15 protein-coding genes are annotated in these 14,086 nt (G+C 60.9%); 6 read left to right on the top strand and 9 right to left on the bottom strand.

The annotated features are described in order from the left end of the window. Positions 1 to 36: 36 nt before the first annotated feature. Complete coding sequence (locus tag CKW24_RS15215) at positions 37 to 555, top strand: acyloxyacyl hydrolase (protein WP_095169001.1); 519 nt, start codon at positions 37 to 39, stop codon at positions 553 to 555. A gap of 24 nt (positions 556 to 579) precedes the next feature. On the opposite strand, the gene CKW24_RS15210 is transcribed toward CKW24_RS15215, so the two are convergent. From CKW24_RS15210 to CKW24_RS15185, 6 genes are all read right to left on the bottom strand, one after another. Then, positions 580 to 885, bottom strand: a complete 306-nt coding sequence (locus CKW24_RS15210; RefSeq protein ID WP_095169000.1) for a YkgJ family cysteine cluster protein — start codon at positions 883 to 885, stop codon at positions 580 to 582. A 92-nt stretch (positions 886 to 977) separates the two neighbouring features. Further along, a complete protein-coding gene (locus CKW24_RS15205; protein WP_095168999.1) occupies positions 978 to 1,760 on the bottom strand; it encodes an SDR family oxidoreductase in 783 nt (260 codons plus the stop codon). A 72-nt stretch (positions 1,761 to 1,832) separates the two neighbouring features. Further along, a complete protein-coding gene (gene phrB, locus CKW24_RS15200) occupies positions 1,833 to 3,278 on the bottom strand; it encodes a deoxyribodipyrimidine photo-lyase (RefSeq protein WP_095169037.1) in 1,446 nt (481 codons plus the stop codon). Between the two features lie 20 nt (positions 3,279 to 3,298). Then, the gene (locus CKW24_RS15195) at positions 3,299 to 4,237 is read right to left on the bottom strand and encodes a MerR family transcriptional regulator (protein ID WP_095168998.1); all 939 of its coding nucleotides are present in this window, start codon (positions 4,235 to 4,237) and stop codon (positions 3,299 to 3,301) included. Beyond that, positions 4,238 to 5,200, bottom strand: a complete 963-nt coding sequence (locus CKW24_RS15190; protein ID WP_095168997.1) for a DUF523 and DUF1722 domain-containing protein — start codon at positions 5,198 to 5,200, stop codon at positions 4,238 to 4,240. A gap of 146 nt (positions 5,201 to 5,346) precedes the next feature. After that, positions 5,347 to 6,333 carry an NAD(P)/FAD-dependent oxidoreductase gene (locus CKW24_RS15185; RefSeq protein ID WP_095168996.1) on the bottom strand — a complete coding sequence of 329 codons (987 nt, stop codon included), beginning with the start codon at positions 6,331 to 6,333 and terminating at the stop codon, positions 5,347 to 5,349. A gap of 196 nt (positions 6,334 to 6,529) precedes the next feature. On the opposite strand from CKW24_RS15185, the gene CKW24_RS15180 reads away from it, so the two are divergent. Both CKW24_RS15180 and hemH read left to right on the top strand, forming a co-directional pair. Beyond that, positions 6,530 to 7,432 (top strand): TIGR01777 family oxidoreductase, encoded by a 903-nt coding sequence (locus CKW24_RS15180; RefSeq protein WP_095168995.1) that lies wholly within the window; start codon positions 6,530 to 6,532, stop codon positions 7,430 to 7,432. Positions 7,433 to 7,445: 13 nt separating this feature from the next. Then, complete coding sequence (gene hemH, locus CKW24_RS15175) at positions 7,446 to 8,468, top strand: ferrochelatase (RefSeq protein ID WP_095168994.1); 1,023 nt, start codon at positions 7,446 to 7,448, stop codon at positions 8,466 to 8,468. Between the two features lie 83 nt (positions 8,469 to 8,551). Here hemH and CKW24_RS15170 read toward each other — a convergent pair whose 3' ends face one another. Continuing rightward, positions 8,552 to 9,826: a uracil-xanthine permease family protein gene (locus CKW24_RS15170; RefSeq protein ID WP_095168993.1), complete on the bottom strand. Its 1,275-nt coding sequence runs from the start codon at positions 9,824 to 9,826 to the stop codon at positions 8,552 to 8,554. A 2-nt stretch (positions 9,827 to 9,828) separates the two neighbouring features. Next, positions 9,829 to 10,467: a uracil phosphoribosyltransferase gene (upp, locus tag CKW24_RS15165; protein ID WP_095168992.1), complete on the bottom strand. Its 639-nt coding sequence runs from the start codon at positions 10,465 to 10,467 to the stop codon at positions 9,829 to 9,831. Between the two features lie 164 nt (positions 10,468 to 10,631). On the opposite strand from upp, the gene CKW24_RS15160 reads away from it, so the two are divergent. The 3 genes from CKW24_RS15160 (at position 10,632) to CKW24_RS15150 (ending at position 12,150) form a co-directional block, all read left to right on the top strand. Next, positions 10,632 to 11,189 carry a hypoxanthine-guanine phosphoribosyltransferase gene (locus CKW24_RS15160; protein WP_095168991.1) on the top strand — a complete coding sequence of 186 codons (558 nt, stop codon included), beginning with the start codon at positions 10,632 to 10,634 and terminating at the stop codon, positions 11,187 to 11,189. 121 nt (positions 11,190 to 11,310) lie between these two features. Then, complete coding sequence (locus CKW24_RS15155) at positions 11,311 to 11,799, top strand: hypothetical protein (protein WP_095168990.1); 489 nt, start codon at positions 11,311 to 11,313, stop codon at positions 11,797 to 11,799. Positions 11,800 to 11,862: 63 nt separating this feature from the next. Continuing rightward, positions 11,863 to 12,150 carry a PA4642 family protein gene (locus CKW24_RS15150; RefSeq protein WP_095168989.1) on the top strand — a complete coding sequence of 96 codons (288 nt, stop codon included), beginning with the start codon at positions 11,863 to 11,865 and terminating at the stop codon, positions 12,148 to 12,150. 66 nt (positions 12,151 to 12,216) lie between these two features. On the opposite strand, the gene mqo is transcribed toward CKW24_RS15150, so the two are convergent. Beyond that, a complete protein-coding gene (gene mqo / locus CKW24_RS15145) occupies positions 12,217 to 13,725 on the bottom strand; it encodes a malate dehydrogenase (quinone) (RefSeq protein WP_095168988.1) in 1,509 nt (502 codons plus the stop codon). Between the last annotated feature and the right edge of the window lie 361 nt (positions 13,726 to 14,086).

Here is a 14,086-nt window from a genome sequence, read left to right as displayed (position 1 = left end):
CCTAAAACAATCGTTCGCATAAAAAGGATGTTTCCTATGAAGCGAGTGTTCTGTCTGGCTGCGCTTGCGGCCGTATTGTTGGGGCATGGCTACAGCGCACAAGCGGCGGGTATCGAGTTTGCAATCGGGCAAACCAGTGACTCGACCATGACGTATCGCCTGGGGCTGCAGTCTGAATGGGACAAGAGTTGGTGGCAGAGCGAAGTGGGGCGTCTGACCGGCTACTGGGACGGGGCATACACCTTCTGGGATGGTGACGAGACGGCAAGCAACCACAGCCTGTCGTTCTCGCCAGTGCTGGTGTATGAGTTCGCCGGGGAATCGGTCAGGCCCTATCTTGAAGTCGGCATCGGGGTGGCTGTTTTTGCCCATACGGAAGTGGAGAACAACAAGCTCGGCTCGGCCTTCCAGTTCGAAGACCGCTTTGGCGCCGGCCTGCGTTTTGCCGGTGGACATGAGGTGGGGATCCGCGCCACCCATTACTCCAACGCCGGGATCAGCAGTCCCAACGACGGCGTCGAAAGTTACGCCTTGCACTACACCATGGCCCTATAGGACCTTGCTGGCGAAGGAACGCCATCACCTGTAGGCGGTAGTTATCCCCTGGCGTTCCTCGATGCATTCCGGTGCGCCCATTTCGAACTCCCGGCATATCAGCGGGCGTTTTTCGTAGATGGTGCACATCATCGTGTCCCGATCCAGCGCTGCGCACCAACCGTCGTCCAGGCGCAGCATGACTTCTCCACCCCAGTCGTCGGTATCGATAAAGCGCTCGGGCACGCCGGTGTCGGTGATCAGCATCACTTCGAGCTGGCAGCAACAGGCCGCGCACGTCGAGCAAGTGACCGCCGGCTCGACGATTTCGGTGAGGGGGATGGTATTCATGGGCGCCAGTGTAAGGCAGTGCGCTGCGCCTGTGTGAAAGCTCTGACGGACGCTCGCTTGTCGGGCGCCCAGGCGGGACCGTCCGTGGGGGGTTACGGTAGGTCCTTGATCGGCGGCGCGCTCCAGGCCATGGGTTTGCCAATCGCCAGTTGGCCTTCACCGGGGCGTTTCGACAGCGGCCACAGCGCGGTCATGGACAGCGCCGGCAGGGGCAGTTCCAGCGGGCGCAACTTGAGGTTGTCGATGATGTAGCGGGCAGCCTTGTCGGCGGTCCAGCTCAACGGCAGTGGCAAGACATCGTGTCCGCCAAGGGGGCTGGCGATAAAATCTGGGGTGACCACGGTGACTTCGATGCCGTCCTCGGCCAGCGTGATGCGCTGCGATTCGAACAGGTGACGCAGGCCGGCTTTCGACGTTCCCTGGGCTTCGCTTCGCGGCAGTGACAGGTAAGTCGCAGTACTGGTTATGCCCACCAGGTACGGCGCGATGCCCGTGCGCAGCAGCGGCAAGGCAACGTCGATGCAATAGTTGCTGGCAAGCAGGTTGCAGCGCACCAGGTGTTCGATCAGGTTGGTGTCCAACTGCGCGGCGTCGACGTACGTGCAGGTCCCGGCATTGAGGATGACGGTGTCCAGCGCGCCCCAGTCCTGCTGGATCTGCTCACCGATCTCGCGCACGGTCTGGCTGTTGGTCAGGTCGCCAGGGGCTACCAGTACTTGCCCAGGGTAGCGGCGGGCGAAGGCTTTGAGGGGAGCCACGGCGCGAGCGCTCAACGCCAGGTGCGCACCGGATTTGAGCAGATGCTCGGCCAGGGCGGCACCCAGGCCATTGCAGGCATCGGTTAACCAATAACGTCGTGTGGGTATCCGAATCATCCTTTGCTCCTGTTCAAGCCGTCATCCCGAATCGTTGGTCTGGGGAAACTCTAGGCAAAGTATCGCCATCCGTCATCCCTCTGAACTGTTCACCTCAAGACGCGTGGGCAGACGTTTGAAGGCTGCCAGTGCGCGCTCGCGCGATTGGCCGAGGTTGACGATCGGCAGCGGATAATCCGCCACGCCAAACAACCCGCCCATGGCGGCCGGGTTGTGGATATCTTTTTTGTTCAACCCCGCCAGTTCCGGCAGCCAGTGCTTGATGAACAGGCCTTCGGTGTCGAATTTCTCCGACTGACTGATGGGATTGAAAATCCGGAAGTAGGGCGCAGAGTCGGTCCCGGTGGACGAACTCCATTGCCAGCCGCCGTTATTGGCCGCCAGGTCACCGTCGATCAGGTGACGCATGAAAAACCGCTCGCCTTCGCGCCAATCGATCAGCAGGTTCTTGGTCAGGAACATGGCCACCACCATCCGCAGGCGGTTGTGCATCCAGCCGGTTTCCAGCAACTGGCGCATGGCGGCGTCGATGATCGGCAGGCCGGTGCGCGCCTCCTTCCAGGCGGCCAGTTCGTCGGGCGCATCCCGCCAGGCCAGGGCTTCGGTTTCCGGGCGAAAGGCGCGGTGCCGGGAAACACGGGGGTAGCCGACCAGAATGTGTTTGTAGAACTCGCGCCACAGCAGTTCGTTGATCCAGGTAACAGCGCCGACGCTGCCGCTTTCGAACTCGCCCTGATTGGCTTGCAACGCCGCATGCAGGCACTGGCGAGGCGAAATCACCCCGGCTGCCAAATAGGCTGAAAGCTGACTGGTACCGGGTTTGGCCGGTAAATCGCGTTCGTCCTTGTAGTAGTTGATCTGGGCATCGGTGAAGTGCTCCAGGCGTCGCTGCGCCTCATCCTCACCGGCCGGCCAGAGTGCGCGAAGCTGCTCGCTCGAGGGCTTGAAGCCTTGCACTTGCTCGGGTACCGGGTCGCAGTCGATACCCGTCGGCGCTTGCATCCCGGGTGCCGTCACCAATCGTGGCAGAGCGCCGTGCAGGCGGGCGTAGCAGACTTTACGGAACTGGCTGAAGACCTGGAAGTAGCCACCGGTCTTGGTCAGGACGCTGCCAGGTTGGAACAGCAACTGATCCAGATAGCGATGCAGGGTGATGCCTTGGGTGTCGAGGGCCAGGCGGACGGCGGCATCCCGGCGGGTTTCGTGAACGCCGTACTCTTCGTTGGCATGAACCGCTTCGACGTTCAGTTCGCTGCACAGCTGTGCCAGCACTCGGGGTGCATCGTCCCAATCAGGGGCGCTGCGGATCAGCAGCGGGATGTTCAGAGCGCTCAACGCCTGGCTCAGTTCGCGCAGGTTGCGCAGCCAGAAATCCACTTTGCAGGGGGCATCGTCATGGGCCAGCCATTGCTCGGGGCTCAACAGATACACCGCGACGCTCGGGCCACGATTGGCGGCGGTGCTCAGAGCCGTGTTGTCATGCAGGCGCAGGTCGCTGCGCAGCCAGATCAATTGCAGGGTCGCTTGCGCACTGGACATCAGATCAGTCCTCGCTGAATCAATACCTGGTGAGCCGACAGGGGATCGTCGGCCAGTAATACATCAGCGATTTCAGTGGCGATCTCGGACAAACCGGCCTGGTGGATACATACCGTTGGTCCGACGATGAGCTTTGGGCAGCTGACATTGTTCAGGAGTTTCGTTAGCTGTTTCAGGTTGCTGGTTTTGCTCGAATACAGCAGCACCGCGCGCGCTTGCAGGTGTTCGACCGCCAGGGCCAGCTCACCGACCGGCAAAGGCCAGTCGAACACTTCCACCGGACAATCGACGCTGCTGATCAGCCAGGCGCAGAGCCACAGGTGAGGTTCGAGCGGCAGGTCGGAGTGATTGACCAGCAGCAGTGGGGCGCCGCGTAACTGGCGGTTGTTGTGGTAGATCCGCGCACCGAACTTGCTGCGCAGCCAGCTGTAGAAAAACGTGCGCTCCATCTGTGCGCCGAATTGCCCTTGCCAGCGTTGTTCGAGCTCTGCCAGCAATGGCATCAGCAGTTGCTCGCACAAGGTCCGTGGTGGGTACAGGGCCATGGCCTGGTTGAACAGGTCATCGACCTGGCGCTCGGCCAGGCGAAAGATGGCCTGGGCGAGGTTTTGCCGCAGGATCTGCCAGTCATTTTCCACCGGCGAACTGAACGCTTGCGGTGTGTCCAGCAACTGCTTGACCTGGCTCACCGCGACGCCGCGATTGAGCCAGGTCAGGATGTCGTGAATGCGTTGCACATGCTCGGCCGAGAACAGCCGGTGACCCTTGGGGGTACGTTGCGGCACCACCAGCCCGTAGCGACGCTCCCAGGCGCGCAGGGTGACCGCGTTGACGCCGGTCACGCGGGCGACTTCGCGGATCGGCAGCCAGCCTTCGTCCAGCGCCTGCTGGTAGTCGGTGTCGGGCTCTTGGGTGTGAGTAGCGCTGGGCATGTTCATTCAAATCGCATTTCTGAGGCTGAGGTTTTCCGGGTGCGGCTGCAGGTAGACCTGTTGCGCGATGTACGGATCGGGATGATGACGCAGGTGATGCTTGAGCAGGGTCAGCGGGACCACCAGCGGCACGACGCCGAGGCGGTATTGGCCGATCACGTGCTGGACTTCCTGTTTGTCCTCGACGCTCAGGCTCTGTTTGAAATAGCCGCACAGGTGCTGCAGTACATTGCTGTGGGTCCCGCGGGTGGCGCATTGCTTGAGCGCCTTCATCAACAGACTGAAATAGCGCGGGCCAAGTTCTGCGGGGTCGCTCTGGCCCATGCTGCCCAGGAGTTTGCCCAGGGCCTTGTACTGCAGCGGGTTGTGGGCCATCAGCAGGTACTTGTAGCGCGCGTGGAAGTCGGTCAGGCCATGGCGGCTGAGACCCTGCTGCAGCAAATCCTGCCAGGCGGCGTAGGCAAACACTCGGGTCAGGAAGTTCTCGCGCAGCACCGGATCGTTGAGTCGGCCGTCTTCTTCCACCGGCAGGTCCGGGTGGCGGGCACAAAACGCCGCGGCATAGATACCCCGGCCACCACCGTCCTGCGGATTGCCGTTGGCGTGATAGACCTTGACCCGTTCCAGGCCGCAGGACGGGGATTTGTGCATGAAGATGTAACCGCACAGATCGGTCAATTCAGCGGCCATGCGTTGCCCGTAGTCGGCCAGCGGCTGAGTGACGTCGAGTTGTCGGTTGACGCTGCCGATGGCGCTCGGGTGCTGCGGATCGCCGACCAGGCGAATCGGCTCGCGGGGAATTCCCAGGCCAATGGCGACTTCGGGGCACACCGGGACAAACTCGAAATAATTGCTGAGGGTACGACTGCAGAGCTGGGATTCTTTATGCCCACCGTTGTAGCGCACCTCATCGCCCATCAGGCAGGCGCTGATGGCAATTTTCGGCTTGCGCGGGGATTCGCTCGACATCGGCAGACCTCGGATTAAAACCTGTACAAGCGCTGTTCGCTGTACAACATGTTTTGATCATAGGTCGAAAGGTGTACAAGTCAATTTTTTTGTATAGCTTTTATCGAGCGCCCCCGTAGCCGCCAAAGCCTAGCTACGGGAAGCGACTACTGCAGATGCTCGTGCAAGCGGCGGGCGGCTTCCTGGCCACTCAGCCAGGCGCCTTCGACCCGCCCTGACAGGCACCAGTCGCCGCACACATACAAGCCCAGGTCGGCATCGGCCAGTACGCCCCATTCGTGACTGCTGGCAGGGCGCGCATACAGCCAGCGGTGGGCCAGGCTGAAGGTCGGGGCGGGCATGGCGCTGTGCAGCAGTTCGGCAAAGGCGCCGTGCAGTTGTTCGATCACCGCTTCCTTGGACAGGTCGATGTGTTGTCGGCTCCAACTGCTGGTGGCGTGCAGCACCCAAGTGTCCAGGCTGTTGTCGCGCCCCGGTTTGCTGCGGTTGCGGGCCAGCCAGTCGAGCGGGCTGTCCTGCACGAAGCAGCCTTCCATAGCGGTATCCAGCGGCGTATCGAATGCCAGGGCGACGGCCCAGGTCGGGTCCATTTTCACCCCGGCGGCGACTCCGGCCAGCTTCGGTGCGGCAGCCAGCAGGGCTGTGGCCTGCGGGGCGGGCGTGGCGATGACCACATGGCTGAAGGGGCCGTGGGTGAAGCCTTCGGCATCCTGCAGATGCCAGTGCTGTTCACCGCGATAGACCTCGGTGATGCGGCAGGCGAAGTGCACTTCCAGGTCGCCAATCAGGGCGCGGGTAATGGCGCTCATGCGCGGCGTGCCGACCCAGCGGGTCTGCTCGTCTGGCGACGGGCTGAGCTGGCCGCCCTGAAAGTTGTAGAGCTGCGGTGTCCACTCGGCGACCCAGCCGTTGGCTTGCCAGCGCTGCACTTCAGTGACAAAGCGCCGGTCGCGGGCGGTGAAATACTGCGCCCCCATGTCGAGTGCGCCAGCGTCGCTGCGTTTGCTCGACATGCGCCCACCGCTGCCACGGCTTTTATCGAACAGTTGCACGACGTAGCCGGTCTCTTGCAGAGCCTGGGCGGCGGAGAGTCCGGCGATGCCGGTGCCGATAATTGCAATGGGTAGAGTCATAGGGGCCTCGTTTACCTTTCTCTACAGGCTACGCTTAGGGTTAAACCTGTACAATTATATTTTTTGGTATAACTTTCAGCGTTCTCGTTCTGACAGCTTGGCCTATTGTTAATCACAGAGCCCGCCCGATCCGAAACATCCCTGCTTATAAAAATAGACTAGTGATCGAGGTAAAACGCCACGCGAGGAACATGTCATGCACATATTGCTGACCGGCGGTACTGGATTGATAGGACGCCAGCTTTGCCGACTCTGGTTGAGTCAGGGCCACAGCCTGACGGTGTGGAGTCGCAAACCCGAAAAAGTGCCGACCCTGTGTGGCGCCCAGGTGCGAGGCATCGCGCGTCTGGAGGAGATCGGACAGGAGCCGGTGGATGTCTTGATCAATCTGGCGGGTGCGCCGATTGCCGATCGACTCTGGACCCATAGGCGCAAGGCGTTGCTCTGGAGCAGCCGGATCAGCCTGACTGAAACCCTGCTGGCCTGGCTGGAAAGCCTTGAGCAAAAACCCCACTTGCTGATTTCCGGGTCGGCGGTGGGATGGTACGGCGATGGCGGCGAGCGTGAGTTGACCGAGGATTCGCCACCGGTCAGCGAGGACTTCGCCAGCCAGCTGTGCATCGCCTGGGAAGAGACCGCACAACGCGCCGAGGCCCTGGGCCTACGCGTGGTGCTGGTGCGGACCGGGCTGGTGCTGTCGGCCGAAGGCGGCTTTTTGTCGCGCCTGCGCCTGCCCTTCAAAGCGGGGCTGGGCGGGCCTATCGGCAATGGCCGGCAGTGGATGTCATGGATTCATATCGACGATCAAATCGCGCTGATTGATTTTCTTCTGCATCAGAATATGGCCAGCGGTCCTTATAATGCCTGCGCGCCAAAACCGGTGCGCAATCGCGAATTTGCCAAGACGCTGGCCGGTGTCCTGCGCCGTCCGGCTTTCATGCCCCTGCCATCGTTCGTGTTGAAGGTCGGGCTCGGTGAGTTGTCGCTGTTGCTGTTGGGCGGCCAGCGGGTGACCCCGATGCGGTTACTGGCGGCAGGCTTCACCTTTCGTTTCACTGATTTGCGTGCGGCTCTGGACGACTTGTCCAGCCGCCTTTGAAATAGGACGTTGCATGACCGATCACGCGTTGCTCCTGGTCAACCTGGGTTCACCCGCTTCCACACAGGTAGCGGACGTGCGCAGCTACCTCAATCAATTCCTGATGGACCCTTACGTCATTGACCTGCCGTGGCCGGTGCGGCGCCTGCTGGTGTCGTTGATCCTGATCAAGCGCCCGGAACAGTCGGCCCATGCCTACGCCTCGATCTGGTGGGACGAAGGCTCGCCGCTGGTGGTACTCAGCCGACGTTTGCAGCAGGCCATGAAGGCGCAGTGGACCCAAGGCCCGGTCGAACTGGCGATGCGCTACGGCGAGCCGTCGATCGAGACGGTGCTGACTCGCCTGGCTGCCCAAGGCATCAAGAAAATCACCCTGGCGCCGTTGTATCCACAGTTTGCCGACAGCACCGTGACCACGGTGATCGAGGAGGCCAAGCGGGTAGTGCGCGAGAAAAAACTCGAGGTGAGGTTCGCGATTCTCCAGCCGTTCTACGACCAACCGGAATACCTCGACGCCCTGGTGGCCAGCGCCAAACCGTACCTGGCGCAGGACTACGACCATCTGTTGTTGAGTTTTCACGGCCTGCCGGAGCGGCACTTGAAGAAGCTCAATCCGGGTCATTGCTTTGAAGGTAATGGCGATTGCTGCGCCGCAGCGCCGGCAGAGGTGCTTGCCACCTGTTATCGCGGCCAGTGCCTGCGTACGGCAGCTGCGTTTGCCGAGCGCCTGGGCTTGCCGGAAGGCACGTGGTCGGTGTCGTTCCAGTCGCGCCTGGGGCGTGCCAAATGGATCGAACCCTACACCGAAGCGCGTCTCGACGAGCTGGCGAAAAGTGGGGTGAAGAAGATTCTGGTGATGTGCCCGGCGTTTGTCGCCGACTGCATCGAAACCCTGGAAGAGATCGGTGACCGTGGCCTGGAGCAGTTCCGCGAGGCGGGGGGCGAGGAGTTGGTACTGGTGCCGTGCCTCAACGATGAGCTGCAGTGGGCGCAGGCGTTGAACACCCTGTGTGAAAGGGCGCCAGTGGTTTTGTAGAAGGCCAAAAGCATCGCGGGCAAGCCATGTTCCTGTAGGAGCAAGGCTTGCCCGCGATAACGTTCTTTCAGGCAGTAAAGCCCTTAGAGCAGCGGCTCATCCGGCTGTTTTTTCTTCCAGCCGTCGTTGCCCGGCAACAGCAGGTTCAACCCGATCGCGACAATCGCGCACAGGGCGATGCCCTTGAGGCCGAAGTCGTCGGGGCCGGTGCCGGTGCCGATCAGCACACCGCCGATCCCAAACACCAGGGTGACCGAGACAATCACCAGGTTGCGCGCTTCGCCCAGGTCGATCTGGTGGCGGATCATGGTGTTCATGCCCACCGCGGCAATCGAGCCGAACAACAGGCACAGGATCCCGCCCATCACCGGTACTGGAATGCTTTGCAGCAGCGCACCGAACTTGCCGACAAACGCCAGGCTGATGGCGAAGATCGCCGCCCAGGTCATGATTTTCGGGTTGTAGTTCTTGGTCAGCATCACCGCGCCGGTAACTTCGGCGTAGGTGGTGTTGGGTGGGCCGCCGAGCATGCCGGCTGCCGTGGTAGCGATACCGTCGCCAAACAGGGTGCGATGCAGGCCCGGTTTTTTCAGGTAGTCGCGACCGGTCACGCTGCCGACGGCGATGACCCCGCCGATGTGTTCGATGGCCGGGGCCAGCGCCACCGGGACAATGAACAGGATCGCCTGCCAGTTGAACTCCGGTGCCGTGAAGTGTGGCAAGGCAAACCAGGGCGCGGCAGCGATCTTCGCGGTGTCGACGACACCAAAGTAGAACGCCATGCCAAAGCCCACCAGCACCCCGGAAATGATCGGCACCAGGCGGAAGATGCCTTTGCCGAACACGGCCACGATCAAGGTGGTCAGCAGCGCCGGCATCGAGATCATCATCGCCGTCTGGTAATGAATCAGCTCGCTGCCGTCACCGGCCTTGCCCATGGCCATGTTCGCGGCAATCGGCGCCATGGCCAGGCCGATCGAAATGATCACCGGGCCAATCACTACCGGAGGCAGTAGGCGGTCGATGAAACCGGTGCCCTTGATCTTCACGGCCAGACCCAGGAAGGTGTAGACAAAACCTGCCGCCATCACGCCGCCCATGGTTGCCGCCAGGCCGAACTGGCCCTTGGCAAGAATGATCGGGGTGATGAAGGCAAAGCTCGAAGCCAGGAACACCGGCACTTGGCGCCCGGTAACGAGCTGGAACAGCAGAGTCCCCAGGCCCGCCGTGAACAGCGCGACGTTGGGGTCGAGGCCGGTAATCAGCGGCATCAACACCAGCGCGCCGAACGCCACGAACAGCATCTGGGCGCCCGACAGGACCTGGCGCCAGAGCGGGTCGTTGAACTCATCCTGCATGCTCACGCGTCCTTCTGCTTGGTGCCGAAGATCTTGTCGCCAGCATCGCCGAGGCCCGGAATGATGTAGCCGTGTTCATTGAGTTTTTCGTCAATCGAGGCGGTGTAGATGGTCACGTCCGGGTGAGCCTTCTCGACAGCCGCGATCCCTTCGGGGGCTGCGACCAGGACCATGGCGCAGATGTCCTTGCAGCCGGCTTTTTTCAGCAGGTCGATAGTGGCAACCATGGAACTGCCGGTGGCGAGCATCGGGTCGATGATCATGGCCAGCCGTTCGTCGATTTCTGGAACCAGTTTTTCCAGGTAGGTGTGGGCTTCGAGGGTTTCCTCGTTGCGGGCCACGCCCACGGCGCTGACCTTGGCGCCCGGGATCAGGCTCAGGACACCTTCGAGCATGCCGATGCCGGCGCGCAGGATAGGGACCACGGTAATTTTCTTACCGGCGATTTTCTCGACCGATACGGTACCGCACCAGCCTTCGATGTCGTAGGTTTCCAGGGGCAGGTCCTTGGTTGCCTCGTAGGTCAACAGGGCACCGACTTCCTGAGCGAGCTCACGGAAATTCTTCGTGCTAATGTCGGCGCGGCGCATAAGGCCAAGTTTGTGTCGGATCAGCGGATGGCGGATCTCACGGATGGGCATAGGGAAAGGCTCCGGCGGCGGGCAAAAAAACCGGCCTAGATTAATCTATCCGGGGTTGTTGTCCTATAGACATTCAGAACGTTAGTCCAGAAACGCTTGATTCGACCGGTCGGGATGCGTACCTTTGCTCGCTTTTCCGAATCCGCCACCCCTTGGAGAGCACCATGTCCGCTGATCTCGAGCATATCCGTCAAATCATGCGAGAGGCTGACTGCCTGTACACCGAAGCTGAAGTCGAGGCGGCTATCGCCCGTGTCGGTGCGCTCATCAATGAACAGCTGGCTGACAGCAATCCCGTGGTGTTCTGCGTGATGAACGGCGGGCTGATCTTCTCTGGCAAGTTGCTCACCCATCTGCATTTCCCGCTGGAAGCGTCCTATCTGCACGCCACGCGCTATCGCAACGAAACCAGCGGCGGCGATCTGTTCTGGAAAGCCAAGCCGGAAGTTTCGTTCATCGACCGTGACGTGCTGATCATCGACGACATCCTCGACGAAGGGCACACCCTGGGCGCGATCATCGACTTCTGCAAACACGCCGGTGCCCGCAAAGTGCACACCGCGGTACTGATCGACAAGGACCACGACCGCAAGGCGCGTCCGGACCTGAAGGCCGATTTCGTCGGGCTGCCTTGCATTGACCGTTACATCTTCGGCTACGGCATGGACTACAAAGGCTACTGGCGCAACGCCAACGGGATTTTTGCCGTTAAAGGTATGTAAGCCGGAACGCCCCGCAGCTTTCTCGATCAGGCACTCGTTGCTCAATGGGTCGAGAAGGCTGCACCACCGGACGCAGGCTGCGTCAGCTGCTACAGTGCTGGGCCCGATTCTGGAGCCCGTCATGAGCCTTTTGATCCGCAGTTGCGCCGTTCTGTTGCTGAGCCTCAGCCTGCCACTGGCGGCCGCGCCTGCGGTCATGCACGGGCAATTCCTGCCGCCCGACGACCTGACCCTGCGCGACACCTCGCCCGAGCAGCAGCAACTGTTGCAGGTCACCGAGTATTCGGTGGTGGTTGGCAGCCAGCGCCAGTCCAATCAGCAGCCGATCCCGGTGACTTCGCCGGTGCTGATTCGCCTCAAGGGCAAGCCCCTGAACAAGGGGGCCACCATCAGCCAGGTGCTGGTGAATTTCGACGGCGAAAGCAAAAGCCTGAAAAAGCCGATCTACGACGCCAATACCCGCACCCTCACCCTGTTTTACCCCATGGCCCAGTACCGGGTGGTGCTGGACCTGTTGCGCAACGACACGGTCTATTGTCAGTTTCTCAGCTACGCCAATGGTCACATTTGGGCAGACCTGCACACGGGTGCAGTGAAGCGTGGTCGTTGAGGCATCGGGCAGGGCGGGGGTAAACTGCCTGCCCCGTGAAATGTCTGCGAGCTGGAGTCGGCAATGCGTAAAGATAAGAAACAAGTGATTGGTGACGAGATCGGCGATGAGCAGATCAAGTTGTTCCTCGATTTCGAACCGGTTGACGCGACTTCACCGTCCCAGCACAAGTTGATCAAGGCTTATCGCGGCCTGCGCATCGACGATTTCGAGCGTTTCCTGACGTTCTTTGTCGAAGCCGGCTACGACCTGGACGGCAAGGATGAGCATGGCCAGACCTTCGCCGAAGTGATCAAGGACCAGCGCAACAGCGCCGAGTACATCGAGCTGATCGAAAAAGCCCGCGGCTGAGCTTTTCCCGGCCATAAAAAAACGCCCCGTTCTCATTGAGAGCGGGGCGTTTTTCATGGGCGAGGATCAAGCGAAGCTTGGAGTCTCGCTGCTGGCTTCCACCAGCTCCAGGGCGACGTTGTTCTGCGCGTTGATCTTGCGATACAGCGCAGCGTCGGTTTCCAGGACTTTTTCACGGGCCGGGAAAATTTCCGCGAGTTTGCCAGCCCATTCGCCCTTGGTTTTGCCCGGGAAGCATTTCTCGATCAGCTCGAGCATGATCGAAACGGTCACCGAAGCACCTGGCGAAGCGCCGAGCAGGGCGGCCAGCGATCCGTCCTTGGCTGCGACCAGTTCGGTGCCGAACTGCAGCACGCCGCCTTTTTTCGGGTCTTTCTTGATGATCTGCACCCGTTGGCCGGCCACTTCCAGGCGCCAGTCTTCGGCTTTCGCTTCAGGGTAGAAGCGACGTAGCGACTCCAGGCGTTGTTCCATGGATTGCATCACTTCGCTGACCAGGTACTTGGTCAGGTCCATGTTGTTCTTGGCCACGGCCAGCATCGGTCCGATGTTACCGGCACGTACCGACAGCGGCAGGTCCATGAAGGATCCGTGCTTGAGGAACTTGGTGGTGAAACCGGCGTATGGCCCGAACAACAGGGACGTCTTGCCATCGACCACACGGGTGTCCAGGTGCGGTACCGACATGGGCGGCGAACCTACCGCGGCCTGGCTGTAGACCTTGGCCTGGTGATGCTTGACCACTTCCGGGTTGTCGCAACGCAGCCACTGGCCACTGATCGGGAAACCGCCGAAACCTTTGCTTTCCTCGATGCCCGAGGCCTGCAGCAACGGCAAGGCCGCGCCGCCGGCGCCGAGGAACACGAACTTGGCGTCGACTTCACGGCTGTTGCCGCTGTTGACGTCCTTGATGCTGACGGTCCAGCCGTTGGCATTGCGCTTGAGACCGGTCACGCGCTTGCAGTACTTGACCTGGGCATCGCCGGCGCTGGTCAGGTGCTTGAGCAGTTGATTGGTCAGGTTGCCGAAGTTGACGTCGGTGCCGTTGATCACGCGGGTCGCGGCGAGGGTCTCGCCAGCGTCACGCCCAGGCATCATCAAGGGCATCCACTCGGCCATCTTGGCCTTGTCTTCGGTGTATTCCATGTCGGCGAAGGCATGGTGCTTCTTCAGCACGTTGAAGCGTTCCTTGAGGAACGACACGCCAGCGTCACCCTGCACGAAGCTCAGGTGCGGGACCGGGCTGATAAAGGATTTCGACGAGCCGAAGGTGCCTTTGCGGGTCAGGTAGGACCAGAACTGCTTCGACACCTCGAACTGGGTGTTGATGTGCACGGCCTTCTTGATGTCGACGCTGCCGTCAGCGGCCTGTGGTGTGTAGTTCAGCTCACACAGGCCGGCGTGACCGGTACCGGCGTTGTTCCACGGGTTGGAACTCTCCGCGGCCCCGGAATCCATCAGCTCGACGACTTCCAGCTTGATCGCGGGGTCGAGCTCTTTGAGCAGTACAGCGAGGGTGGCACTCATGATGCCGGCCCCAACCAGTACTACGTCGACTGCTTCGTTATGCGCCATTTAACGCGTCTCCAAAATCTGCAGCACCAAATTGTCGGCATAGCTGCCAGGAGTTACGGGGCATGCTCTGTAGAGCCCCAGGTCACCCATGGCCAGGATCGCCATGTCCGAATCTTCGCAATTTATCGCAACTTCGACAGACGTTACCTACTGGCCTCAGGGTTCCCATGAACTCATTTCAGCGCGCGGCAGGCAATTCGACTTATGGTCGATACGTCCGTTTGTGCAACCAAATCCGTAGCGGACAGGCTTCAGGCTCCGGTATTCGAGGCGTATCCGGTCCTGTGTCGTTGGGCTGTTGTAGACGCTAATGGTGCATATTCAGACGCAAAACTATTCATTTGCTCGCCACACTCTTGTG

Origin of the sequence: Pseudomonas sp. Irchel 3H3 (assembly GCF_900187635.1) — a bacterium.
Classification (GTDB): Bacteria; Pseudomonadota; Gammaproteobacteria; order Pseudomonadales; family Pseudomonadaceae; genus Aquipseudomonas.
This window is presented reverse-complemented; position numbering and strand designations above follow the sequence as displayed.